Source organism: Pseudonocardia endophytica, assembly GCF_004339565.1.
Lineage (GTDB): Bacteria > Actinomycetota > Actinomycetes > Mycobacteriales > Pseudonocardiaceae > Pseudonocardia > Pseudonocardia endophytica.
In genome coordinates, this window is sequence record NZ_SMFZ01000002.1 from 2521516 (window position 1) to 2544717 (window position 23202).

Consider the following 23202-nt stretch of genomic DNA (forward strand, 5'->3'; position numbering starts at 1 on the left):
GGGACCGGATCGCCGCGCGGGCGCCGCATCACGAGGTGAATCCCATGACCGACCAGCTCGACCGCCGGGGAACAGGCCTGCACGTCAGTGACCGGTTCGAGGAGGTGATGGCCCGCATCGGCGAGATCGACCCGCTGCTTCGGGCCGAGGCCGACGCCAACGAGGCCGGTCGGCGCCTGACCCCGCGCGTCGAGGAGGCGTTGCACGCCAGCGGCGTGTACTCGATCAGCATGCCCCGGGACCTCGGCGGTCTCGAGTTCAGCCCGCGCCAGGTGATCGAGGTCGTCGAGGCGCTGTCCCGGGCCGACGCGTCCACCGGCTGGGTGGCGATGACGCTCCAGATGGCCATCGGCACCACGGCCGCCTATCTCGGACGGGAACCGTTCGCCGAGATCGTCGCCGAGGCCGGTGGGCGCGCGCTCGCCGCGGGTCAGGGCACCCGGCCGGGACGGGCGGTCCCGGTGGAGGGCGGCTTCCTGCTGTCCGGCTCCTGGCAGTTCGCGTCCGGGCTGCTGCACGCGACCCACCTGCACACCGCGGCGCTGGTCGAGGGCAGCGGCGAGGTGCGGGTGTTCACGCTGCCCAAGCAGAAGGCCACGATCGTCGACGACTGGGACGTGATGGGGCTGCGCGCCACCGGCAGCGTCGACTACCACTGCGACGAGGTCTTCGTCCCCACCGAGCACACCTACCTCGCCACGACCACCGAGCCGCTGCTCGGCGGGGCGGTGTTCCGGCTGGGCCTGGCCAACTTCGCGGGCATCCAGCACGTCGGCTGGGCTCTCGGTGTGGGCCGGCGCCTGCTCGAGGAGATGCAGCGCGTCGCCGCGAGCAAGACCGGAACGCCGGGCGGCGCGGGCGTGGACAGCGCGGAGTTCCACGCCGACTACGCCCACGCCGAGGCCACCCTGCGCGCGGCCCGCGCGTGGAACATGGAGGTGTGGGCGGACATCGAGAGCACGCTGTCGGCCGGCGGGTCACCCTCGACCGAGCAGGAGACCCTCGCCCGTCTCGCCCTGAGCCACGTCACGTCCGTCGCGCGCGAGGTCGGGCAGATCGTCTACCGGTGGGCCGGTACCTCGGCCCTGCGCGGCGGTGACCTCAACCGGGTGTTCCGCGACCTGCACGGCGGCACCCAGCACGTGACGTCCGGTCCCGGTGTACGCCACGGGTGTGGTCGCAAGCTGGCCGGGCTCGCCCCGGACGCCTCCTGGGTCTTCCTCGCCCTCGTCGATCCCGCCTGATGCGCGCCGCGTGACCTCCGACGCGCCGCACCGCGGGCGGCGATACGGTCAGTCCAGGCCGTCGCGCACCACCGTGCGGTGCCGGACCAGCCAGGACCCGGAGTCCTGGACGAGGACGTCGTCGCAGGTCGTGCTCCGGCGCAGGATCGGGTCGCCGCCCTCGGGGATCTCGTAGACGAGCGCGTAGGACCGGGCGCGGACCGTCCCGTCGTCCTGCGGCTGCGCGTCGACCATCCCCAGCCAGTGACGCCGGGTGATGCCGGCCCGGTCGAACTGCTCGGCGACGCCGCGGGCGCCCGCCTCGATCGTCGACCGCCCGCGGGCCGGCTCCGGGATACCGCCCGCGGCGAAGACCCCGTCCTCGGTGAACGTGCCGGCCCACGCCTCCACCCTGCCCGCGTCCAGGAGCTGCATCTGCGCTGCGTAGAACGCCTGGACGGACGCCGTCAGCCGTGTCGTCGTGTCGGTGTCGATGCTCATGGTCACGACCGTCGTCGACGGCGGTGGAGCCACGCTCGAACGGCGCAGGCTCCGCGGTTCGTTCACCGCGGTGACACGAACGGGTGGTAGACCTGTGCGAGCGATTGCTCACCGGGGGGTGACTATGATTCGCGTTCTGGTCGCCGAGGACATGCACATGGTGCGTGGTGCCCTCGTCGCCCTTCTCGATCTCGAGGTCGACATCACCGTCGTCGCGCAGGTGACCGGGGGAGACGAGATCCTCGGAGCTGCGACGGAGTCGTCGGCCGAGGTCGCCGTGATCGACATCGACCTGCCCGGCACGGACGGGCTGACCGCGGCCGGGCACCTGCACGAGTACCTGCCCGCCTGCCGCACACTGATCCTGACCAGCATCGACCGGCCGGCGACCGTCAAGCGTGCGCTGAGCCAACGGGTCAGCGGCTTCCTGCTCAAGGACGCGCCGGCGGGGGAGCTGGCCGAAGCGATCCGGCGGGTCGCGATCGGGCAGCGGGCGATCTCGCCGGAGCTGGCGCTCGGCGCGTGGGACGCCGAGGACTGTCCGCTCACCGATCGCGAACGCGACGTGCTGCGGATGTACTCGACGGGTGCCGAGGTCGAGGAGATCGGAACCGAGCTGTACCTCGCCGTCGGTACCGTGCGTAACCACCTGACCTCGGTTCGGACGAAGCTGAACGCCCGCAGCCGGGTCGACGCGGTACGGATCGCCGAGTCGTCCGGCTGGATCTAGTGCCTGCGAACGCCTGGATCCGCCGATTCCGGCACCAACGTTGCGCGACACGGCACTAGGGCACCGACGCCCTGAGGCGGAACGTGCCGTCGTCGCGGGGCCCGGCCTCGAACGAGCCGCCGACGTCGGCCATCCGCTGGCGCAGGTTCCCGAGTCCGCCGACGCGTCCCGGCTCGCCGTCCGGGCCGCGAGCGTCGGTGCGGTCGTTGTCCATGACGAGCTCGACCGGGCCGGGCCCGTAGGTCAGGCGCAGCGAGCAGGACGACGCGGCGCTGTGCCGCAGCAGGTTCGTGACCGCCTCCCGCAACACCACGGCCAGCGCGGTCCGGACGTCGTCCGGCACCGAACCCAGGTCGCCGTCCTGGGTCACCTCGAGGTCGATCCCGGCGGCGGCGAGCGTCGAGTGCGTGGAGCGGATCTCGTTGGACAGGGACAGGGCGGTGATGCCCCGCGCCAGGCCGCGCACCTCGGAGAGCGCGTCGCGCGATATCCCGAGCGACTCGTCGAGCTCGGTGCGGGCCCGCTCCGGCCGGGCATCGATCAGGCGCTGGGCCAGCTCGGTCTTGAGCGCGATCGCGGAGAGCTGGTAGCCGAGGATGTCGTGCAGGTCGCGCGCGACCCGGTCCCGTTCCGCCTCGATCGCGAGCCTGGCGAACTCCGCGCGTGCCCGGGACAGCATGCCGACGAGCGTCGCCAGCTTGCACAGCCCGTACACGACCAGACCGGTGAGGACGGTGGAGATGCCGGTGTACAGCACGTCGTCCCACGAGCCGCTCATGTCGAACTGGACGACCGCGATGCTGACGACGACCACCGCGAACAGCGACCACGCGGGCACCGCAGGGAGGGCGAGCAGGACGCTCCCCGCGAACAGCCCCGGCATGCCCACCCAGGCGCGCCCGAACTGGAGCAGCGGGAGATACGCGAGGAGGCCCTGCACAGCGAGGGCGATCAGCGTCGCCCGTCTGCTCGGCCCGGCACCCTCGTCCTGCCAGGCGAAGTAGCGCAGCTGGAGGGCGACGACGGCCGCCAGGTAGACGAGGCACAACACCGTCTGCAGGACCGAGAGCCGTGTCTCGACGACCTTGATCACGGCGACGATCCCGATGCAGGTCATGACCGCGACCAGGATGCCGCGCGCCAGCCGGGGCGCGAGCCCGGCACGTTCCATCGCCGTGGCGAGCGCGCCGCCGACGCCTGAACGCGCGGTCGGTCGAACCACCTCAGCCGACACGACCGACGTGCCCCCTGCCCGTCGTCCCGTCCGTGATCGTCCGAAGGCTATCCACACCGGACGGACCACATCAGGGCCGATCGGGTGAGCGGGTCAGGGGGCGTCGCGCAGCGCGCCGACCGCGCGCAGGTGGCCCGCCGTCGCGCCCACCAGGTCCTCGTCGAGACCCGACGAGCGGGCCGCGCTCGCCACGGTGGCGGTGTGCCGGAACGGGCGGACGGCTCGCAGGGCGGGTCCCGTGACGACCACACGGTGGCCGGCACCGCCGTCCGGTGCGGCCGGCCGCGGGACGTCGACGACGAGCCGGTCCGGGCGTCCGGACGGTGGCGGTTCGAGCGCGACGTCACCCGTCCAGCGCAGCGCGACGTCCGGCGCCGGGACGGACACCGTCAACGGCGGCGGCCCGGGCCCGGTCGACTCGATCGAGAGGATCTCCACCCCGCTGTCCGACGCGACCAGCGACCGCACGGCGACCGGTCCCAGCGACTCGAGCACGCGCGCCGGTGCCGTCTCGAACCCGACGTTGGCGATGGCGACCGGTCCGAGCGCCATGCGCGTGACCAGCTGGCGTGCGGCGTCGGACGGGTCGCGGACGCAGACCCGGGCGTCACGGCACTCGACCCGGAGCGTCCCGTCCGGAAGGTCCGCGACCCCGCAGTCCGGCCGCAGGGACCAGCGCGTCCATTCGGCGCATCGTCGGTCGGCATCCGACGTCATCGTCGTCACCTCTCCTCCGTCCGCCGGGGCCGGTCGGCGGAGCGTGTGTCACAGGAACATCGGGACCGGGTTGAGCTCGTCGTAGCCCAGCGCGGCCGGTATCCGGCCGGTCCGGACCGGGACGTCGAACAGCCGGCCGGGCGCGAACCGTGCCCAGAAATGCCGCAGGCCGGGGGCGACCACGCGCACCACGGGCAGCCCGACGTCCGGCCGCGTCTGGTCGAGCACCAGCACCTCGTGCCCGGCGGCCTCCACGCGGTCGCGGACCGTGTCCAGCACGTCCCGGACGTCGTCGCCGTGCGGGGCGATGCGCGTCAGCACGTGCGCGTCCGGGTCCGGCGCGAGCCACGGCTCCCCGGCCAGCGTCGCGCCGGTCCACCACGCGCGGGCGTCCGGGTCCGAGCAGGTCCGCGGGGCCAGCGCGGCGGGCAGGAGCTGGCCGAGCTCGCACAGCGCCCGGTGCAGCGCCACGGCCGGGTCGGGGTGCGCCCCGAAGCCGAACGCGATGCCCTCGCCGGGACCGTCCGGCCCGCCCGGACCGCGGGACACCGCGGCCACGACCGGCACGCCCAGGTCCGACGTGAGGTCGAGGGCCCACAGCGTCCGCCCGAGCGCGGCGTGGTCGCACTGCGCGGCATCGGCCACCGGGTCGCCCGGCGGGAGCTCGCACTCCGGGTGGCTCGCGCGGGTGTACCACCACGTCGCCACCGCGTCGCGCTCGACGAGCTCCAGCAGACCCTGCAGCACGGCGTCCTCGAGGCTCGCCCCGGCGGCGCAGCCGTTGGAGTCGGCCCGCAGCCCGGAGCCCGCTGGTCCGGGCGGTGCGCCGAAATAGCACATCCGGGTCGGGAGCAGCCGCCTGCGATCCGTGGTGAGCGACCACAGTGGCGTCCAGTCCAGCTCGTCGTCTGCTCCGGGTGGCACCGGGACGTGCTGGAACGTGCCGTGGGCCGCGTTCCAGACGTCCCGTCCGTCGAGCTGGCGGTCGTCGACCAGCAGGCAGTCCGCCGGGTCGACCGCGGCATCGCCCAGATCGGCGCGTGCCGCGCGGATCCGCGGCTCGTCCCCCTGGTACGCGCCGCTCCAGCGCTCCAGTGCCTCGCACAGCGCGCCGGTGCGGGCCTGGACCGCCGTGACGCCCTTCCCGCCGCTGTGCGACCGGACCGTCCCCAGCACGGCTCCGAGACCGCCGCCCGCGGCGAGGTTCGGCCCGGAGCGCCATGCGTGCAGCGAGCCGGGGACGCGGTCGTCGCGCACGATCTCGCGGACCACCCCGGTGACCGGGCCGACGAGGTGCCGGTAGCGCTCCCACACCTGGTCGGGTCCCTCGGCGCGCAGCCCCCCGGAACGGTCGGCCACCGGCCGTCGCCGCAGCGCGACGGGGCGTTCGGCGGCCCGGGCGACCAGGCCCGGGTCGCCGCAGGCGGGGCACTGTGGGCGGGCGGTGAACCGATGGTGCTCCGTCGTCAGCTCCAGCGTGTCCCAGGTGGTCACGCGGCGGCCGTCCTCCGGTGACACGCCGGCGACCCACTTCGCGGCCTCGCCGGCCATCACGTGCAGCGCCGCACGAGTGTGCACCGGCAGCCCGACGCGTGGCCGGGGCAGCGGCTCGTCGTGCCCGCGGCCGGCCTGCAGGGCCCGTTCGGCAGCCCGTTGCCCGCCGAGGCGATGCGCCAGGCAGTGCCAGCAGCCGCTGCGACGGGAGAACACGGGCCCGATCCAGGCGTGCCGTCCGGTCACCGTGCCGAGCAGCCATGGCCGCCCCGCCAGTCGGTGGTCCGCGTCCACCGCGGCCAGGCGCGGGTCGAGGTAGTCCGAGCAGAGCACGACGCTCATCTCGGCGTCCACGCCCGGCGCTGCGGCCCGCAGGCCGGCCAGGTCGAGTGCGCCGTCCAGGTCGTCCGGGCCGTCCGGGCCGTCGGCGGGACCGTCGCGCAGGTCGACGACCGCCACGGCGCTCGACCGGAGCGTCGTCGCGTTGTCGGCGGGGGCGAGCCCGGCGCCCGCCCACCACGCCGCCTCGGCCATCCGGGTGCCGGGGACGGGGGCGGGGGCGACGAGACCGGCCGAGACGAGGTCGTCGAGCACCGGCCGGAGCCGCTCGCGCCCGACACCGAGCCGCCCGGCGAGGGCCGCGAGGTCCAGCGAGCCGTCCAGCAGGGCGAGCAGCTCCCCGACGTCCACACCACCGGCCCGCTCGCCGACCGCGGTGATCCCCCGCTCGCCCGCCAGCCACGCCCGGCCGGCGGCCGTGCCGACCACGACGAGGTCCGGCCGGACCCGGGGAGGTGCGGACGTCATGCGATCGCGTCCGCCGGGACGTCGAACCAGCAGATGGTGGTGGGTTCGACGGCCGACGGCGTCTCGTCGGTCCATCCGTCGAGGTGCTCCACGGTCAGCTCGGTGCGCTCGTGCACGGGATCTCCTCCGCGTCGGTGTCGGGCCGCCGTGTGTGCGACCCGCCCGACCAGCGTCGTCCTCGCGCGCCCGGCCGCCCCAGTGCGTCGGACACGGCCCACCCGTGAATCCGTCACGGGTGCCCCGGGCACGACTCATCCCGGACGGATGACGGTCGTCGTGCCGATCTTCGCAGGTCATGGGGTCGACTGGACGTCGAACGGCCGGTCGGGACGTCGTCCCGGCCGGCACCGGTGAGACACAGAGGGAGGCCACCGTGTTCGTCGACATGCTCGGGACGCTGACCGTCCGCGCGGAGGACGGTTCGGACATCACGCCGTCGGCGGGGAAGCCGCGACAGGTCCTCGCGACGCTGGCCGCGTCGCCCGGCCAGGTCGTCACGGTCGACACGCTGGTCGAGGAGCTGTGGGGCGAGCAGCCCGTGCGCAGCGCCGCGACCACCATCCAGACCTACGTCATGCAGCTTCGCCGGCTGATCGCGGGTACGACGACGGGCTCCCGGGCCGAGCGGTCGGCGCGGGCGAAGGACGTCCTGCAGACCTGCCACACCGGATACCGCCTGGCCGTCGAACCCACCGTGGTCGACCTCACGCGTTTCCTGGAGCGGGCCGAGTCCGGCCGCAGGGCCGCCGACCTGGGCGACGACGCCGGCGCGGCGGAGATCCTGCGGGACGCGCTGGACCTGTGGCGCGGCCCGGTGCTGATCGACGTGAACACCGGCCCGGTGCTCCGCCTGGAGACGACCCGGATGGACGAGCACCGCCTGACCGTGCTCGAGACCTGCATCGACGCCGAGATCCGGCTCGGGCGCCACACCGGGCTGCTCGCCGAGCTCACCACGCTCTGCGGCAGGCACCCGATGCACGAGGGCCTGGCCGCACGGCTGATGCTGGCACTGCACCGCAGCGGCCGCTCGTCGGAGGCGATGCGGGTGTTCGCGACGCTGCGCCGCCACCTGGTGGACGAGCTCGCGATCGAGCCGTCGGCCCCGGTCCAGCGGCTGCACAGCGGCATCCTGGACGGCGACCCGGCGCTCGACCTGCCCGACGCGGCCGTCGCGGCCTGAGCGCGGGAGGACGCCGATGACCGCTGTCGCACCACGCCCCCACGACACGGGAGACCCCGACGCACCCGACCCCGGCGACGACCTGCGCTCCCGGGCACGGGCGCGCCGCGAGCTCGATCTGTCCGTCCAGGACGGGCCCGACCCGGCGGCCACCGACCGCCAGCACGACCGCGGGAAGCTGACCGTCCGCGAACGCCTGGAACTGCTGTTCGACCCTGGCACGTTCGTCGAGATCGAGCCGCTGCGGCGGCACCGGGCGTCCGCGTTCGGGATGGACGCGAACCGTCCGTACACCGACGGCGTGGTGGCCGGGTGGGGCAAGGTCGAGGGCCGCACCGTCTACGCCTACGGTCACGACTTCCGGATCTTCGGCGGCGCGCTCGGCGAGTCGCACGCCGAGAAGATCCACAAGACGATGGACCTCGCGATCTCGACGGGCAGCCCGCTCGTCGGCATCTCCGACGGGGCGGGCGCCCGGATCCAGGAGGGTGTCACCGCGCTGGCCGGCTACGGGGGGATCTTCCGTCGCAACACCGCGGCGTCCGGCGTGATCCCGCAGATCAGCGTCGTGCTCGGGCCGTGCGCGGGTGGCGCGGCCTACTCTCCGGCGCTCACCGACGTCGTGTTCATGGTCCGCGGCACCGCGCAGATGTTCGTCACCGGGCCGGACGTGGTCGCCACGGTGACCGGCGAACGGGTCCCGATCGACGAGCTCGGCGGCGCGGGGGTGCACGGCAGCCGCTCCGGCGTGGCGTCGTTCGTGCACGAGGACGAGGCCTCCTGTTTCGACGACGTCCGCCTGCTGCTGTCGATGCTGCCCGCCAACAACCGGTCGGGCCCGCCGGTCGAACGTGTCGGCGACCCGCCGGAGCGCCGCTGCGAGGCGCTCTACGACATCGTCTCGACCGACCCGGCGCAGGCCTACGACGTACGTGACGTCATCACCGAGGTGACCGACGACGCGTCGATGCTGGAGATCCACGAGGGGTGGGCTCCGAACATCGTGTGCGCGTTCGCCAGGCTCGACGGGCACGTGGTCGGCATCGTGGCCAACCAGCCGTCGGTGCTGGCCGGCACGATGGACATCGACGCCTCGGACAAGGCCGCTCGCTTCGTGCAGACCTGCGACGCGTTCAGCATCCCGATCGTGACGATGCTCGACGTGCCGGGGTTCCTGCCCGGCTCCGAGCAGGAACATCGGGGGATCATCCGGCACGGCGCGAAGCTCCTGTACGCCTACTGCGCGGCCACCGTGCCGCGGGTGCAGGTCATCCTGCGCAAGGCCTACGGCGGCGCGTACATCGTGCTGGACAGCCGGTCGATCGGGGCGGACCTGTCGTTCGCGTGGCCGTCCAACGAGGTCGCCGTGATGGGGGCGGAGGGAGCGGCCGGGATCATCTTCCGACGCGAGATCGCCGGGTCGCCCGACCCGGAGGGAACAAGGGCCGCCCGCATCGAGGACTACCGTGACGAGCTCCTGCATCCGTACTACGCGGCCGAGCGGGGGCTCGTCGACGACGTGATCGATCCCGCGGACACCCGCCGCGTGCTGGTCGGGGCGCTGGACGCGCTGCGCTCCAAGCATGCGGAGACGCCGGTGCGCAAGCACGGCAACCCACCGCAGTGAGGAGCGAACCGTGCCCGGCACACCCGACATCAGGATCGAGCGCGGCGACCCGGACGACGTCGAGGTCGCCGCGCTGGTCGCCGCCCTCGGCGCCGTCCGGTCCGCGGGCACGCACGACGGGCCTGCCGCCGCGTCGGTGACGTGGCTGCGGCCCGCCGTGCTCGTGCCCGCCGCGGACTGGACATCGGACCCGGCCGCGTGAGTCCGGTCCCGGCGTCAGGGTAGGAACGCCGCGATCCGTGCCCACAGCTCGGCCGGCGCCTCCTCGGGCAGGAAGTGCCCGTAGCCGCTGAGCGTGTCGTGGCCGACGGAGGCGCAGCCGGCGTCGGCCAGCGCCTCGGCGTAGACGGCCGCGTCCCCGCCCTGGTAGCCGCTGTGCAGGTACAACAGCGGCGTCTTGACCGGCCGCTGGACGGCCTCGGTGCGGTTGTGCTCGGCGTCCGCGGCGAACGTGCGGTACCAGTCGAAGCCCGCGGTCAGGGCCTCCGGGCGCGAGTACGCCTCCGCGTAGTCCGCCCTGGCCTCCTGCGTGATCCGGGACCCGTCCGCGGACACGGCGTCGAAGAAGAAGTCGAGGTACACCCGCTCCCGTCCCCGGACGAGCTGTTCGGGCAGGTCCGGGAGCGCGTGGAACGCGAAGTGCCAGATGTACGGGTTGGCCAGCACCTCGTCCCACGGCGGGATGCCGGGCACCGCGGCGTCGACGAGCACGGCGCCGGACATGTCGTCGTGGGTGCGGACGTAGGAGTGCACGACCATCGCGCCGATGTCGTGCCCGACCAGCACCGTGTCCCGCAGACCCATGGCCTCGACGAGCCCGTGCACGACGTCGGCGACGGCCTGCTTGGACCCGTCGGTCGCGTCGCCGGTCGAACCGCCGACGCCGGGAAGGTCGACCGCGATCGGGCGGATCCCCTGCCCGGCGGCCAGGCCCATCACCTCCGTCCAGGCGCGCCAGGTCTGGGGCCAGCCGTGCAGCAGCAGCACGGGCCGCCCGTCGGGGTCGCCTGCCTCGGCGACGTGCAGGTGCGAGCCACCCACCGTGACGTGCCGGTGGCGGACGTTCTCGCTCATGCGTGATCTTCCTCTTCGTCCGGGGAGCAGGGATCGGTGCCGGCCGACCGGTAGCGTCGCTCCAGGACGCGGCACTGCTCCCGGAGCTCCGGCGGGTCCAGCACGGTGAAGTCGGCGTCGAAGGAGCCGAGCCACCAGGCGAGCGTCTCCACCGAGTCGCCGCCGCAGTGCAGCACGCACGCGTCGGGCCCGTCGGCGTCGACGCGTTGACGGTAGGCGTTCGCGCGCGCCGCGACCCGGTCGGCGGGCAGCGCGAAGCGCACCCTCGCCCGGATCGTGCTCAGCGCCTCGGTCACGCCGCGGGTGACCAGCTCGCGGGCGTCGGAGTCGGACAGCGGCGTCGGCGTGAACCGCGGGCCGGTCGGGGTCCTCGGCTCGAGCCGGTCGACGCGGAAGCTGCGCCAGTCGTCCCGGTCGAGGTCGCGGCCGAGCAGGTACCAGCGGCCGTCCAGGAACACGAGCCGGTGCGGCTCGATCTCCCGGCGGGACGCGGCGCCGTCGTGCGACCGGTAGTCGAAGCGCAGCCGTTCATGACGGTGGCAGGTCTCGGCGAGCGACGTCAGCAGCGCGGCCGGGACCTCGGGCGGCGCGTGCCTGCTGTGCTCGGTGGCCAGCTGCATCGAGTCCAGCCGGCCGCGCACCCGCGGCGGGAGCAGCTCGCGCAGCTTCGTCTGCGCCGACGCCCCCGCCTCCTCCAGGCCGGTGACCCGGGTCGACGCCGACCGCTGCAGCCCCAGCGCGATCGCGACGGCCTCGTCCTCGTCGAGCAGCAGCGGGGGCAGCCCGCCTCCGCTGCCGAGCCGGTAGCCGCCGGACGAGCCACGGCTCGAGTTGATCGGGTAGCCGATCTCGCGCAGCCGGTCGACGTCGCGGCGGACCGTGCGCCGCGTGACCTCGAGCTCGTCGGCCAGCTCCGTGCTGCTCCACTCCGGGCGTGCCTGCAGCAGCGACAGCAGGCGCAGGAGCCGGGCCGGGGTGTCGAGCATGTCCGCAGCGTAGAGACCGATGCGGACCGGATCGGTCCCATTCGGTACGCGTCGGCCCGGCCGGGGAGTCCCGGGCCGGGCCGACGCGATGGTGCCGCTGCGGTCAGGCAGCTGCGGCGATCTGGGACGTGACCAGCTCGAGCAGCTCGCCCGGCGTCTCGGCGGCGGCCGCGGCGTCCTCCGGAAGCGCGACGCCGTACCGCCGCTCGATCTTGCTGGTGGTGTCGATCACGGCCAGCGAGTCGAAGCCCAGCTCGGCGAACGGGACGTCGACGATGTCGCCGTCCAGGTCGACCGAGTCGTCGTCGCCGACGGCCTCGCGCAGGTAGGTCTTCAGGTCCTCGAGGGTGAACGTGTCCATGCTCGTGCTCCTTGTCCTCTCGTACGGTCGGTTCAGGCCGATGTCGTCGCGGTGACGCCCTCGACGTGGGCCTTCGCGTGGGCGAGCGTGGCCCGGCTGTTCGAGCCGAGCGCGTGCCGCACCAGCGCGCGGGCCTCGTCGAGGTCGGCGGGCGGGTTCGGCAGCGAGGCGAACGCGTCCGGGTCGAGCACCACAGTGTGTCGCGAGGTGACGGCGACGCGTCCGGCGTCCTGGCGCTCGAACGTCCACTCCCCGCGGTGCCCGGCCAGGCCGCGCGGCGGGGTGGTCTGCTTGTAGACGATCCGCTCCCCGTTGAAGCAGACGCGCCCGGAGACGGTGGTGTGCACCGAGCCGTCGGCCGAGCGGGTGTCCATCTCCATCATCTGCAGGCCGGGGGTCGTCTCGTCGACGTCAAGGCGTGCCACGTGCGGCAGCCGCTCCGGCCAGCGGGCGCAGTCGTTCACGAACGCGTAGGCCTCGCCGACCGGCCCCTCGATCACCTCGGTGTCGGCGAACGAGTAGACGAGGTCGGCCGCCGCCCGCTCGGCCGAGTTCTTGAGTGCGGCCAGCTCGGCGGTGCTGTTCGTGTCGACGGCCCGGTTCATCTGCTCCAGCACGCCCGGGTCGTCGTCGACGGCCGCGTAGTGGTGCAGGAGCACCACGCGGCAGCCGTCGCCGTCGGGAGTGATCCGCCAGGAGCCGCCCATCGCCGCGACCGGGTGCCGGGGCTGCTGCTGCTCGAAGTCGACCCGCCTGCCGTCGGCGGACAGCGTGCGCCGCGACGTCCAGGTCCGCAGCTCGCCGTTGGCCGTGGCCCAGATCCGGATCGTCTCCTCGTGGTCGTCGCCCGCCTCCCGCCTGGCGTGCACCGTCGGCGGGAAGAACGTCGGCCACGACGAGACGGCGCCGACGATGGCCGCGACGGTCGCGGCGGGCGCCGCGACGTCGATCGCGTGCTCGGAGTGGGTGAGTTCCATGTTCGCCTCCTCTCAGAAGTTGCCCAGGCCGCCGCAGACGTTCAGGGCCTGGCTGGTGATCGAGTTCGCGCTCGGGGTGGTCAGGTAGCCGACCAGGCCGGCGACCTCCTCCGGTGTGCTGTAGCGCCCCATCGGGATCTTCGACTCGAACTTGCGGCGCACGTCGTCGGTCGTGACCCCGAAGTGCGCGGCGTGGCCGGCCCGGATGCCCTCGGCCATCGGGGTCTCCACGTAGCCGGGACAGACGGCGTTCACCGTGATCCCGGTGGCGGCCAGCTCGTTGCCGAGCGCCTTGGTGAAGCCGACGACCCCGTGCTTCGACGCGGAGTAGGGCGCGCCGTAGACGACGCCCTGCTTCCCCGCCGTGGAGGCGATGCTGATCACCCTGCCCCATCCGCGATCGCTCATCCCGCTGGTCAGCACCTCGCGGGTCATGCGGAACACGCTGGTCAGGTTCGTGGCGACGACGTCGTCCCACAGCTCGTCGGACAGCTGCGCGGTGATCCCGCCGCCGCTGCGGCCCGCGTTGTTGACCAGCACGTCGACGTCGCCGAACTCGTTCGCCTCGGCGACCGCGCGGCGGATGTCGTCGGCGTCGCGGACGTCGCAGGTGGTGCCGGCGACCGCGTGGTCCTCCTTGGCGAGGCGCTCGACGGTGTCGGCGACCCGGTCGCCGTCGCGGGCGACCAGGAAGACCTTGTTGCCGGCCGCGGCGAGGTTCTCCGCGACGGCGAGGCCGATCCCGCTGGTGCCGCCGGTGACGAGCGCGGTGTCTCCCTCTCGCAGTGCCATGCTTGCTCTCCTCCTCGGGTGGGGTACCGGGTCTGCCGGTGGTCTCGTACGGATCAGACGGCGGCCAGCCGGTCGTGCATGAACGTGGCCAGCGCCTCGGGTGTGCGGTGCTCGATCACCGCCTCGGCGGGCAGGGACAGGTCGTCGACGGCGGCGTTGAGCCGGTTGCGCAGGTCGAGCCCGAGCAGCGAGTCGACGCCGAGGTCCCGGAACGGCTCGTCCGGGCCGATCTCCGCGGCGTCGCCGAGACCGAGGACGTCGGCGGTCGTCTCCCGGACCACGTCGAGCCACCGTCCGGTGTCCGCGCCGTCCGGTTCGTGGGCGGGTGCGGCCGGTGCGGCGGGCACCGGTGCGATCAGCGCCGCCAGCTCCCGGGGTGTCGGGTGGGTCATGACGGCCTCCGCGGGCAGATCGAGCCCGCCGACCTCGGCGTTGAGCCGGTTGCGCAGGTCGAGCCCGAGCAGCGAGTCGAACCCGAGGTCGCGGAACGCGTCGTCCGGGCCGATCCCGTCCGCGTCGTCGACGCCCAGCACCTCCGCGGCGTGCCGGAGCACGAGCTCCAGGCCGTCGACGGCGGGGTCGGCGGAGGCCGGTGGGGCCGCCGGTTCTCGCCGTGACCGCTCCGGCTCTGTCTCCGGCTCTGTCGCCGGCTCTGTCTCCGGCTCTGTCGCCGGCTCTGTCTCCGGCTCTGTCGCCGGCTCTGTCTCCGGCTCTGTCGCCGGCTCTGTCTCCGGCTCTGTCGCCGGCTCTGTCTCCGGCGCCTCGCCGGCGAGCTCGGACAGCAGGTGCGAGCGGCGCGGGTTCCGCGCCAACCCGTCGGCGTCGACCATCATCGGCACGTAGACGGCGTCGTCACCGGCCAGTGCGGCGTCGAGCAGCGCGAGCGCGTCCGTCGTCGGCAGCGGGGCGATGCCGGCGCGGCGCAGCCGTTCGACGTCGCCGTCGGTGAGGTGCGCGGTCATGCCGCTGCGCTGCTCCCAGAGGCCCCACGCGACGCTCGTGGCGGCCAGGCCGGCCGAGCGGCGGTGCCGGGCCAGGGCGTCCAGGAACGTGTTGGCCGCGGCGTAGTTGCCCTGGCCAGCGTCGCCGAGGACGCCGGCCGCCGACGAGAACAGGACGAACGCGGACAGGTCCGTCCCGGACGTCAGCTCGTGCAGGTTCCAGGCCGCGTCGACCTTGGGGCGCAACGCCTCCGCCAGCTGGTCGGCGCTCATCCGCTCGACCAGGCCGTCGGCCAGCACCCCGGCGGCGTGCACGACCGCGGTCGGCCGGTGCTCGGCCACCAGCGGCGCGAGCGCGTCCCGGTCGGCGGCGTCGCACGCGGTGACCGTGACCGTGGCGCCCAGCGCCTCCAGCTCGGCGACCAGCTCCGCGGCGCCCGGCGCGTCCGGGCCGCGGCGGCCGACGAGCAGCAGGTTCCGTGCGCCGTGGCGGGTCACCAGGTGCCGCGCGACGAGCCCGCCGAGCTCGCCGGTCCCGCCGGTGATCAGGGTCGTGCCGGACGGGTCGTAGGTGCGCGGCATCGTCGCGACGAGCTTGCCCCGGTGCGTGGCGCGGCGGAGCGTCCGGAGCGCGGTGTGCCCGCGCCGCACGTCGGAGACGGTGAGCGGCAGCTCGTGCAGGTCGCCTGCGCCGAACAGGGCGATCAGCTCGTCGAGCACCTCGCCGATCCGCTCCGGCTCCTCGCCGAGGATGTTGTAGGCCGCGTAGTGCACGCCGGGATGCTGCGCGACGACGTCGGCGCGGTCGCGGATGTCGGTCTTGCCCATCTCGGCGAACCGGCCGCCGGGGGCCAGCAGGCGCAGCGAGGCGTCGATCGACTCGCCGGCCAGCGAGTTCAGCACGACGTCGATCCCGCGGCCCCCGGTCGTGGACCGGAAGTGCTCCTCGAACTCCAGCGTCCGCGACGACGCGATGTGGTCGTCGTCGATCCCCATGGCACGCAACATGTCCTGCTTGGCCGGACTGGCCGTGGCGAACACCTCGGCGCCGAGGTGACGGGCGATCTGGATCGCCGCGACACCGACGCCTCCGGTCGCGGTGTGGATCAGCATGCTCTCGCCGCGGGACAGCCGGGCGATCTCGACGATGCACTGGTAGGCGGTGACGTAGACGATCGGGACGGCGGCCGCACGGCTGAACGACCACCCGGGCGGGATCGGACGTACCGTGCGCGCGTCGGCGACGGCGACCGGGCCGAGCGAGCGCTCGAACACGCCGAACACGCGGTCGCCGACGGCCAGGCCCTCGACGCCGGCCCCGGTCCCGGTCACGACGCCCGCGCCCTCGCTGCCCATCGTCAGCTCGGAGCGCACCAGGCCGGTCCCGACCGCGACGTCGCGGAAGTTCAGGCCGGCCGCCCGCACCGCGATGCGCACCTCGTGGTCGCCCAGCGGGGCCACCGCCTCGGGGTGCGGGACGAGCGCGGCGTCGTCGAGGGACCCCTTCCGCGTGACGTCCAGGCGCCAGGCGGGCGCGTCCTGCGGGACGGCGAGCAGGTCGTCGTCGGCGGGCCTCAGGTGCGGTACCCGCAGCAACCCGTCGCGGACCAGCAGCTCGGGCTCGCCGCAGGCCAGTGCCGAGTCCAGCGCGGCGGCCGAGGCCGGGGTGTCGTCGAGGTCGACGAGCCTGACCCGTCCCGGGTTCTCGGTCGCGGCCGACCTGGCCAGCCCGGCGACGGCGGCCTCGGACAGCCCGGCCAGCGTCTCGCGGCCGGCCGGGGCGGCGGCACCCCGGGTGACGACGGCGATCGTGCTGCGGGCGAGGCGCGGGTCGCCCAGCGCCTCCTGCAGCAGCCGCAGCGCCTCCGCGGTCCGGCCGGTCACAGCGGCGGGGACGCCGCCGGTGCCCGCTGTATCGCCGTCGCCGTCGCCGTCGCCGTCGCGCACCGCGAGCGCGACGACCGCGGGTGCCGGGCCGTCGCCAACCTCGTCGAACCAGGCCCAGTCGACGGGTGCGGCCGGTGCGTCCACCTGGCGAGTCGAGTGGACGAGCAGCTCCGGACGCCCGGCCGGCGCGACGGCCTGCATCCGCAGCCCGCCGACCCGCGCGACCGGACGGCCCCCGGGGTCGGTCACGAGCGCCGACACGGTGTCCCCGTCGACCCGCACCCGTACCCGGACGGCCGTCGCGCCGGCCGCCGCGTCGTGCACGGCGACGTCGGTCCAGCCGAACGGAACGGCGAGGCGTCCGTCGCCCGCGACCAGCGCCGGGTGCAGCGCGGCGTCGAGCAGGGCCGGATGGATCGTCCATCCCGCACCGGCGCCGTCGGGGACCGGGAGCTCGACGTCGGCGACCAGCGTCCGGTCGTCGTCCGGGTCGCGCCACAGCGCGCGCAGGCCGCGGAACGCCGGCCCGTACCGGTACCCGGCGCCGGCCAGCCGCTCGTACGCGCCGGTCAGGTCGACGGTCCCGTCGCGGTCCGGTCGCTCGGCCGCGCCGACGGCCGGGACGGTGCCCGGCAGGGCGGCGTCGGCCGGGGCGAGCGTCGCGGTGGCGTGCCGCACCCAGCCCGCGCCGGGGCGGGTCGACTCGACGGTTACCGCGCGGTGACCGGCCTCGTCCGCGCGGGCCGCCGTGACGCGCAGGCCGGCCGGACCGCCGTCGGTCTCCAGCGGCTCGGTCAGGACCATCTCGGCCACCCGCGGCAGGTCCAGCTCGCGCCCGACGGCCACGAGGACGTCGACGAACGCGGTGCCGGGCAGGAGGGCCGTGTCCCGGACCCCGTGGTCGAGCAGCCACGGGTGGGCCTGCGGGTCCACGGTCCCGTGGGCGATCGTCGCGTCCCGGGTCTCCAGGACGCCGTCCACGAACGGGTGCGGTCCCCGCCGGGCCGCCGCCTGCGGTGTGGCGGTCAGCCAGTGGCGGGCGCGGTCGAACGCGTAGCCGGGCAGGTCGATCCGGCGGCCCGCCGCGGGGGCCTCCACCCGCGCGCCCGCGACGTGCAGCGCCGCGAGCGCCGTCCGCAGCTGGCCGAGCCCGCCCGCGTCGCGGCGGATCGAGCCGACGACCGTGCAGCCGTCGTCCCCGGCGAGCTCGGCGATGCCGTGCACCAGCACCGGGTGCGGGCTGGACTCGACGAACGTCCTGTGCCCGTCGGCGGCCATCGCCCGGACGGCCGTGGAGAACTCGACGGTGTTGCGCAGGTTCGCATACCAGTACCCGGCGTCCATCGTGGACGTGTCGATGCGTCCGCCGGTGAGCGTCGAGTAGAGCGGGACGTCGGTCGTGCGGGGTGCGACCGTGGCGAGGCTCGCCGTCACGGAGTCCCGGATCCGCTCGACGGCCTGCGTGTGTGACGCGTAGTCGACGTCGATCCGGCGGGCGTCGACGCCCGCGGCCTCGCAGGCGGCGAGGAACTCCGTCAGCGCCGCAGCCTCCCCGGCGACCGACGTGGACCCCGGGCCGTTGACCACGGCGAGCTCGATCCGCGGGGCGAACGGCGCCAGCAGCTCGCGGGCGCGCTCGTCGCCCACCCGCAGCGCCACCATGCCGCCGTCGCCGGCGATCTCACGGATCGCCTTGCTGCGCAGCGCGACCACGGCCGCGGCATCCTCGAGGGACAGCGCGCCTGCGACGTGCGCCGCGGCGATCTCGCCCTGCGAGTGCCCGACGACGGCACCGGGCCGGACGCCCTCGGCGCGCCAGAGCGCGGCCAGCGAGACCATCACCGCGAACAGGGCGGGCTGCAGGACGTCGACCCGGTCCGGGGCGTCGCCGCGCAGCGCGTCGTGCAGGTCCCAGTCGACGTGTGGCGCGAGGGCCCGTGCGCACGCGTCCACGGAACCGGCGAACACCGGAGAGGTCTCCAGCAGCTCGCGCCCCATGCCCGACCACTGCGATCCCTGGCCGGGGAACACGAACACCGGGTCGTGCGTGGCGGCGGCGGAGCCGCGCAGCACCGTCGGCGCGTGGTAGCGGCCGGCCGACGGCGGCACCGGCGTGCCTGCGGCCAGCGTCTCCAGCCCGGCGCGCAGGTCGTCACCGCTCGCTCCGACGACGGCCGCGCGGCGCGCGAACGCGGTGCGCTCGGCGAGCGTGCGGGCGACGTCGGCGGGGCGGGCGTCGTCGCGGGAGAGGTGCTCCGCCAGCCGGGCCGCGGTGCGCCGCAGGCCGTCCACGGTCGGCGCCGAGACCCGCCAGACGACCGGGCCCTCGTCCGCGGGCTCCGGACCGGCCGTCCGGGCGGGCGGCTCCTCGACGATCACGTGCGCGTTCGTGCCGCTGATGCCGAACGAGGAGACGGCGGCGCGGCGGACCCGGCCGGTGTCCCAGTCCCGCGCGCCGGTCAGCAGCTCCAGACCGGACGTCGGCCAGTCGACGTGTCCGCTCGGCCGCTCCGCGTGCAGCGTCGCGGGCAGCCGGCCCGCGCGCATCGACTCGATCATCTTGATCACGCCGCCGACGCCGGCCGCGGCCTGAGCGTGCCCGATGTTCGACTTCAGGGAGCCCAGCGCCAGCGGGCCGGCCGGGCGGTCGGCGCCGTAGACGTCGGCGAGCGCCTGCGCCTCGATCGGGTCGCCCAGCGGTGTGCCGGTGCCGTGCGCCTCGACGGCGTCCACGTCGCCCGGCCGCAGACCGGCCCGGTCCAGCGCGGCCCGGATCACGGCCCGCTGCGCGGCGCCGCTGGGGGCGGTCAGCCCGTTGCTGGCCCCGTCCTGGTTCGTCGCCGTCCCCCGGATCACCGCGTGCACGGTGCGTCCGGCCGCCCTGGCGTCGGCGAGTCGTTGCAGGACGAGCACCCCGGCGCCCTCGGCCCACGCCGTGCCGTCGGCGTCGTCCGAGAACGCCTTGCAGCGACCGTCCGGGGACAGCCCGCCGGAGCGGCTGAAGTCCACGAACAGGCCGGGGGTGCTCATCACGGCGACGCCGCCGGCGAGCGCCGTCGAGCACTCGCCCGCGCGCAGCGCCTGCGCGGCCAGGTGCACGCCCACCAGCGAGGACGAGCACGCCGTGTCCACCGTGACGGCGGGCCCGACGAGCCCCAGCACGTAGGAGATCCGCCCGGAGGCGACGCTCGTGGTGCTGCCGGTGATCCGGTGCCCGCCCGCCTCGCTCGGCTCGTCCAGCCGCGGGCCGTAGTCCTGCGCCATCGCTCCGACGTAGACACCGGTGTCGCTGCCGCGCAGCGTGTCCCGGTCCAGCCCGGCCCGCTCGAACGCCTCGGAGGCCACCTCGAGCAGGACGCGCTGCTGCGGGTCCATGCCGGCCGCCTCGCGCGGGGAGATCCCGAAGAACCGGGCGTCGAACGCGGTGGCCTCGTCCAGGAAGCCGCCGCGGCGTGCGGCCGTGTCGATACCGTCGAGGTCCCAGCCCCGGTCGGTCGGGAACGGGCCGGTCGCGTCCGTTCCGGAGTCGACCAGCCGCCACAGTGCGGCGGGGGAGTCGACCCCTCCCGGGTAGCGGCAGGCCATCGCGACGACGGCGATGTCGTCGGGTCCTGCGGTGTCGGCGCCGAGCTCGGTGTCGGTGTCGGCCCGCTGCTCGGCGACGGCCGCCTCCGGGGCGGGCGCGACGGGGGCGGGCGCGACGGGGGCGGGCGCGACGGGCGGGTCCGCCGACGGCCCGACGAGCGCGGCGACGTGCGCGGCCAGCAGGTCCGGCGTCGGGTGGTCGAACACGAGCGACACGGGCAGCGTCAGGCCGGTCCGCTCGGCCAGGCGCCCGACGAGCGCGACGGCACCCCGGGAGTCCAGCCCCAGCTCCCGGAACGGCGTGTCCCCTCCGGAGCGGGTGTCCTCGCGGCCGAGCAGCTCGTCGACGGTGGCGCGCACCAGATCCCGTGCCGAGCCCTCGTCGGCCGGCGGCCGCGCGGCCGGCGTGTCCGGGCGCGACGGCTCCGCAGGCGGCGCGAGACGGTCGCCCGCCCAGTACCGGCGGCGGCGGAACGCGTAGGTCGGCAGGTCGACCCGGCCGGCGCCGCCGAACACGGCCGGCCAGTCCACGCCGGTGCCGGTGACGTGCAGGGTGGCGAGCGCCGTCGTCGCGGAGGCTGGCTCGTCGGTGTCTCCGAGCGGCGCGGCCAGCGTGCCGCCCGGGGCGGTCTCGGCCGCCATCGTGGTGAGGCCGTGCCCCGGCCCCAGCTCGAGGAACGTCGTCGCGCCGAGGGAGCGCGCGGTGGCGACGGCGTCCCCGAAGCGCACGGTCTCCACGAGGTGCTCGGCCCACCGCCGCGGAGAGGTCAGCTGCTCGACCGTGGCCGGGACGCCGGTGACCGCAGAGACGATCGTCGGCCCGGTCGGGGCGTTCCAGGTGAGGCGCCGGGCGGCCGCGTGCAGCGGCTCGCGGATAGGCTCCATCAGCGCGCAGTGCCCTGCCCGGCTGATCCGCAGCGCGCGCACCCTGCGGTCCATGGCGCGGAACCGGTCCGCGACGGCGCCGACCGCCTCGGACACACCGGACACCACGACGGACCGCTCGCTGTTGATCGCGGCGAGCTCGGCGCCGGGGTGCTCGGCGAGCACCGGCAGCAGCTCGTCCTCGGTCGCCTGCACGGCGACCATCGACCCGCCCGGCGGCAGGCTGCCGATCAGCCGCCCGCGTTCCACGACGAACGCGGCCGCGTCCTCCAGGGACAGCACGCCGGTCAGGTGCGCCGCGGTGATCTCGCCCTGGGAGTGCCCGATCAGCAGGTCCGGCATCACGCCCCAGGACTCGAACAGCCGGTACAGCGCGACCTCGACCGCGAACAGCGCCGGCTGGCCGTACTCCAGGCGGTCGACCCACTCGTCGGAGGATCCCCAGACGACGTCGCGCAGGCTCTCGCCGAGCGGGCCGTCCACGGCCGCGCACGCGTCGTCGAACGCGGTGGCGAACGCGGGGAACGCGGCGTGCAGCTCGCGGCCCATGCCGGCCCGCTGCCCACCCTGCCCCGGGATGAGGTGGGCGAGCACGCCCTGGCGGGCGGTCCCGGTCACGACGCCGTCGTCGCCCGCCGTGTCCCCGGCGGCCAGCGCGCGCAGGCGGTCGCCGAGCGGCTCGCCGGGGCGCGCCAGCACGGCGGCACGGTGCGCGAACGCCGTGCGCGTTGTGGCCAGCGACAGGCCGAGCGCGTCCGGATCGGCCCCGCCGGGCCCGTCGGCCCCGAGGTGGTCGGCGAGTCGCCCCGCCTGCGCCGACAGCGCGGCCGGGGTCGCGCCGGAGAGCACGAGGGGGCGGGGGACGCCAGCGGGCATCGCCCCCGACGGGTCGGCCGCGTGGGCCGGCAGGCCCTCGCCGAGCACGGCGTGGCAGTTCGTGCCACCGAGCCCGAACGAGGACACGCCGGCCACCAGGTCACCGTCCGGACCGGGCCACCGCCCGTCGGCGGTCCGCATCCGCAGGGTGCCCGCGGCCCAGTCGATGTCCGGGTTCGGACGCTCGTGGTGCGGTGTCGCGGGGAGCGTCCTGTGATGCAGCGACAGCGCGACCTTGATCAGTCCCGCGATGCCGGCCGCGCCCTCCAGGTGCCCGATGCTCGTCTTCACCGAGCCCACGTCCAGTGGCCGGCCGGACGGCGCGCCGTCCAGTGCCCGGCCGAGCGCGGCGGCCTCGATCGGGTCGCCGAGCCGGGTCCCGGTGCCGTGCAGCTCGACGTAGCGCAGGTCCGCGCCCCGCACGCCGGCGTGCGCCCAGGCGGCCGTGACGACGTCGAACTGTGCGGACTCGTTCGGCGCCGTCAGCCCGGCGCCGTGCCCGCCGCTGTTGACGGCGCTGCCGAGCAGCGTGCAGTAGACGCGGTCGCCGTCCGCGCGCGCCCGCGACAGCGGCTTGAGCACGACGAACCCGCCGCCCTCCCCGCGCGCGATGCCGTCGGCCCGCTCGTCGAACGTCCAGCAGCGCCCGGACGGCGACAGCACGCCGAGGGCGTCCATCGCGGACTCGGTCTCCGGTGACAGGTTCAGCTGGACGCCGCCCACGACGGCCGTGCCGCACTCTCCCCGCCGCAGTGCCGCCGCGGCCTGGTGCACGGCGACCAGCGACGACGACTGTCCGGTGTCGACGGTCATGCTCGGCCCGCGCAGCCCGAGCGCGTACGACGTGCGGTTGGCCAGGAACGCGCGGCCGGTCCCGGTCATGGTGAACGGGCCCGCCGGTTCCGCCGCGGCGCGCACGACGTGCGCGTAGTCGTCGGACATCGCGCCGACCACGACCGCGGTGTCGCTGTCGCGCAGCGTCGCGGGCACGATCCGGGCGTCCTCCAGCGCCTCCCACACCAGCTCCAGCACGAGACGCTGCTGCGGGTCCATGACGTCGGCCTCCTGGGCCGGGACGTCGAAGAACGCGGCGTCGAACAGCTCGATGCCGTCGAGGTAGCCGCCCCGGCCGCGCTCGCCGCGCCAGTCCGGGGCGGGGCCGACGGCGTCCCGCCCGGTGGCCAGCAGCTCCCAGTAGGCGTGCGGGTCGGCGGCGCCGGGCAGGCGGCAGGACAGTCCGACGACGGCGAGCGGCTCGTCGATCGGCGTGGTGCTGGCGGAGCTGTCGGTGGTCACCGGTGTCCCCTCGGTGTCGAGTCGGT

15 protein-coding genes are annotated in these 23202 nt (G+C 75.0%); 5 read left to right on the plus strand and 10 right to left on the minus strand.

Annotated elements, in window-relative coordinates; all coding sequences use genetic code 11:
• Nucleotides 1-44: 44 nt before the first annotated feature.
• Nucleotides 45-1244: an acyl-CoA dehydrogenase family protein gene (locus EV378_RS30700; RefSeq protein WP_132430869.1), complete on the plus strand. Its 1200-nt coding sequence runs from the start codon at nucleotides 45-47 to the stop codon at nucleotides 1242-1244.
• A 48-nt stretch (nucleotides 1245-1292) separates the two neighbouring features.
• Here the strand turns inward: EV378_RS30700 and EV378_RS30705 are convergent, their stop codons facing one another.
• On the minus strand, nucleotides 1293-1724 hold the full coding sequence (locus EV378_RS30705) for a nuclear transport factor 2 family protein (protein ID WP_132430871.1): 432 nt from the start codon (nucleotides 1722-1724) through the stop codon (nucleotides 1293-1295).
• Between the two features lie 124 nt (nucleotides 1725-1848).
• Here EV378_RS30705 and EV378_RS30710 point away from each other — a divergent pair, with 124 nt between their 5' ends.
• The gene (locus EV378_RS30710; RefSeq protein WP_132432961.1) at nucleotides 1849-2454 is read left to right on the plus strand and encodes a response regulator transcription factor; all 606 of its coding nucleotides are present in this window, start codon (nucleotides 1849-1851) and stop codon (nucleotides 2452-2454) included.
• Nucleotides 2455-2509: 55 nt separating this feature from the next.
• On the opposite strand, the gene EV378_RS30715 is transcribed toward EV378_RS30710, so the two are convergent.
• The 3 genes from EV378_RS30715 to EV378_RS30725 all read right to left on the minus strand — a co-directional run bounded on the left by EV378_RS30715 (nucleotide 2510) and on the right by EV378_RS30725 (nucleotide 6706).
• A complete protein-coding gene (locus EV378_RS30715) occupies nucleotides 2510-3676 on the minus strand; it encodes a sensor histidine kinase (protein ID WP_132430873.1) in 1167 nt (388 codons plus the stop codon).
• A 105-nt stretch (nucleotides 3677-3781) separates the two neighbouring features.
• On the minus strand, nucleotides 3782-4405 hold the full coding sequence (locus EV378_RS30720; RefSeq protein ID WP_132430875.1) for a hypothetical protein: 624 nt from the start codon (nucleotides 4403-4405) through the stop codon (nucleotides 3782-3784).
• A gap of 48 nt (nucleotides 4406-4453) precedes the next feature.
• Nucleotides 4454-6706 (minus strand): TOMM precursor leader peptide-binding protein, encoded by a 2253-nt coding sequence (locus tag EV378_RS30725; protein ID WP_165922563.1) that lies wholly within the window; start codon nucleotides 6704-6706, stop codon nucleotides 4454-4456.
• Nucleotides 6707-7079: 373 nt separating this feature from the next.
• Here EV378_RS30725 and EV378_RS30730 point away from each other — a divergent pair, with 373 nt between their 5' ends.
• From EV378_RS30730 to EV378_RS30740, 3 genes are read left to right on the plus strand one after another with little or no spacing between them, the layout of a single operon-like run.
• The gene (locus EV378_RS30730) at nucleotides 7080-7889 is read left to right on the plus strand and encodes an AfsR/SARP family transcriptional regulator (protein WP_132430879.1); all 810 of its coding nucleotides are present in this window, start codon (nucleotides 7080-7082) and stop codon (nucleotides 7887-7889) included.
• Nucleotides 7890-7905: 16 nt separating this feature from the next.
• Nucleotides 7906-9516 carry an acyl-CoA carboxylase subunit beta gene (locus EV378_RS30735; protein ID WP_132430881.1) on the plus strand — a complete coding sequence of 537 codons (1611 nt, stop codon included), beginning with the start codon at nucleotides 7906-7908 and terminating at the stop codon, nucleotides 9514-9516.
• Nucleotides 9517-9526: 10 nt separating this feature from the next.
• Nucleotides 9527-9718, plus strand: coding sequence for an acyl-CoA carboxylase epsilon subunit (locus EV378_RS30740; RefSeq protein WP_165922564.1), 192 nt, complete (start codon nucleotides 9527-9529; stop codon nucleotides 9716-9718).
• Between the two features lie 14 nt (nucleotides 9719-9732).
• Here EV378_RS30740 and EV378_RS30745 read toward each other — a convergent pair whose 3' ends face one another.
• The 6 genes from EV378_RS30745 to EV378_RS30770 form a co-directional block, all read right to left on the minus strand.
• Complete coding sequence (locus tag EV378_RS30745) at nucleotides 9733-10590, minus strand: alpha/beta fold hydrolase (protein WP_132430885.1); 858 nt, start codon at nucleotides 10588-10590, stop codon at nucleotides 9733-9735.
• Nucleotides 10587-11576, minus strand: coding sequence for a helix-turn-helix transcriptional regulator (locus tag EV378_RS30750; protein ID WP_132430887.1), 990 nt, complete (start codon nucleotides 11574-11576; stop codon nucleotides 10587-10589). The genes EV378_RS30745 and EV378_RS30750 overlap by 4 nt, the downstream gene beginning before the upstream one ends.
• Before the next feature lie 103 nt (nucleotides 11577-11679).
• Entirely contained in the window at nucleotides 11680-11937 is a 258-nt protein-coding gene (locus EV378_RS30755) for an acyl carrier protein (RefSeq protein WP_132430889.1), read from the minus strand.
• 32 nt (nucleotides 11938-11969) lie between these two features.
• Nucleotides 11970-12914, minus strand: a complete 945-nt coding sequence (locus tag EV378_RS30760; RefSeq protein ID WP_132430891.1) for an aromatase/cyclase — start codon at nucleotides 12912-12914, stop codon at nucleotides 11970-11972.
• 12 nt (nucleotides 12915-12926) lie between these two features.
• Entirely contained in the window at nucleotides 12927-13706 is a 780-nt protein-coding gene (locus EV378_RS30765; protein ID WP_132430893.1) for an SDR family NAD(P)-dependent oxidoreductase, read from the minus strand.
• 53 nt (nucleotides 13707-13759) lie between these two features.
• Nucleotides 13760-23176: a type I polyketide synthase gene (locus tag EV378_RS30770; protein ID WP_132430895.1), complete on the minus strand. Its 9417-nt coding sequence runs from the start codon at nucleotides 23174-23176 to the stop codon at nucleotides 13760-13762.
• Nucleotides 23177-23202 lie beyond the last annotated feature (26 nt).

Coding starts and splice junctions, on each gene's coding strand:
- EV378_RS30720 (WP_132430875.1), bottom strand. CDS start 4,405: ATGACGTCGGATGCCGACCGACGATGCGCCGAATGGACGCGCTGGTCC.
- EV378_RS30765 (WP_132430893.1), bottom strand. CDS start 13,706: ATGGCACTGCGAGAGGGAGACACCGCGCTCGTCACCGGCGGCACCAGC.
- EV378_RS30750 (WP_132430887.1), bottom strand. CDS start 11,576: ATGCTCGACACCCCGGCCCGGCTCCTGCGCCTGCTGTCGCTGCTGCAG.
- EV378_RS30700 (WP_132430869.1), top strand. CDS start 45: ATGACCGACCAGCTCGACCGCCGGGGAACAGGCCTGCACGTCAGTGAC.
- EV378_RS30725 (WP_165922563.1), bottom strand. CDS start 6,706: ATGACGTCCGCACCTCCCCGGGTCCGGCCGGACCTCGTCGTGGTCGGC.
- EV378_RS30710 (WP_132432961.1), top strand. CDS start 1,849: ATGATTCGCGTTCTGGTCGCCGAGGACATGCACATGGTGCGTGGTGCC.
- EV378_RS30735 (WP_132430881.1), top strand. CDS start 7,906: ATGACCGCTGTCGCACCACGCCCCCACGACACGGGAGACCCCGACGCA.
- EV378_RS30760 (WP_132430891.1), bottom strand. CDS start 12,914: ATGGAACTCACCCACTCCGAGCACGCGATCGACGTCGCGGCGCCCGCC.
- EV378_RS30755 (WP_132430889.1), bottom strand. CDS start 11,937: ATGGACACGTTCACCCTCGAGGACCTGAAGACCTACCTGCGCGAGGCC.
- EV378_RS30705 (WP_132430871.1), bottom strand. CDS start 1,724: ATGAGCATCGACACCGACACGACGACACGGCTGACGGCGTCCGTCCAG.
- EV378_RS30745 (WP_132430885.1), bottom strand. CDS start 10,590: ATGAGCGAGAACGTCCGCCACCGGCACGTCACGGTGGGTGGCTCGCAC.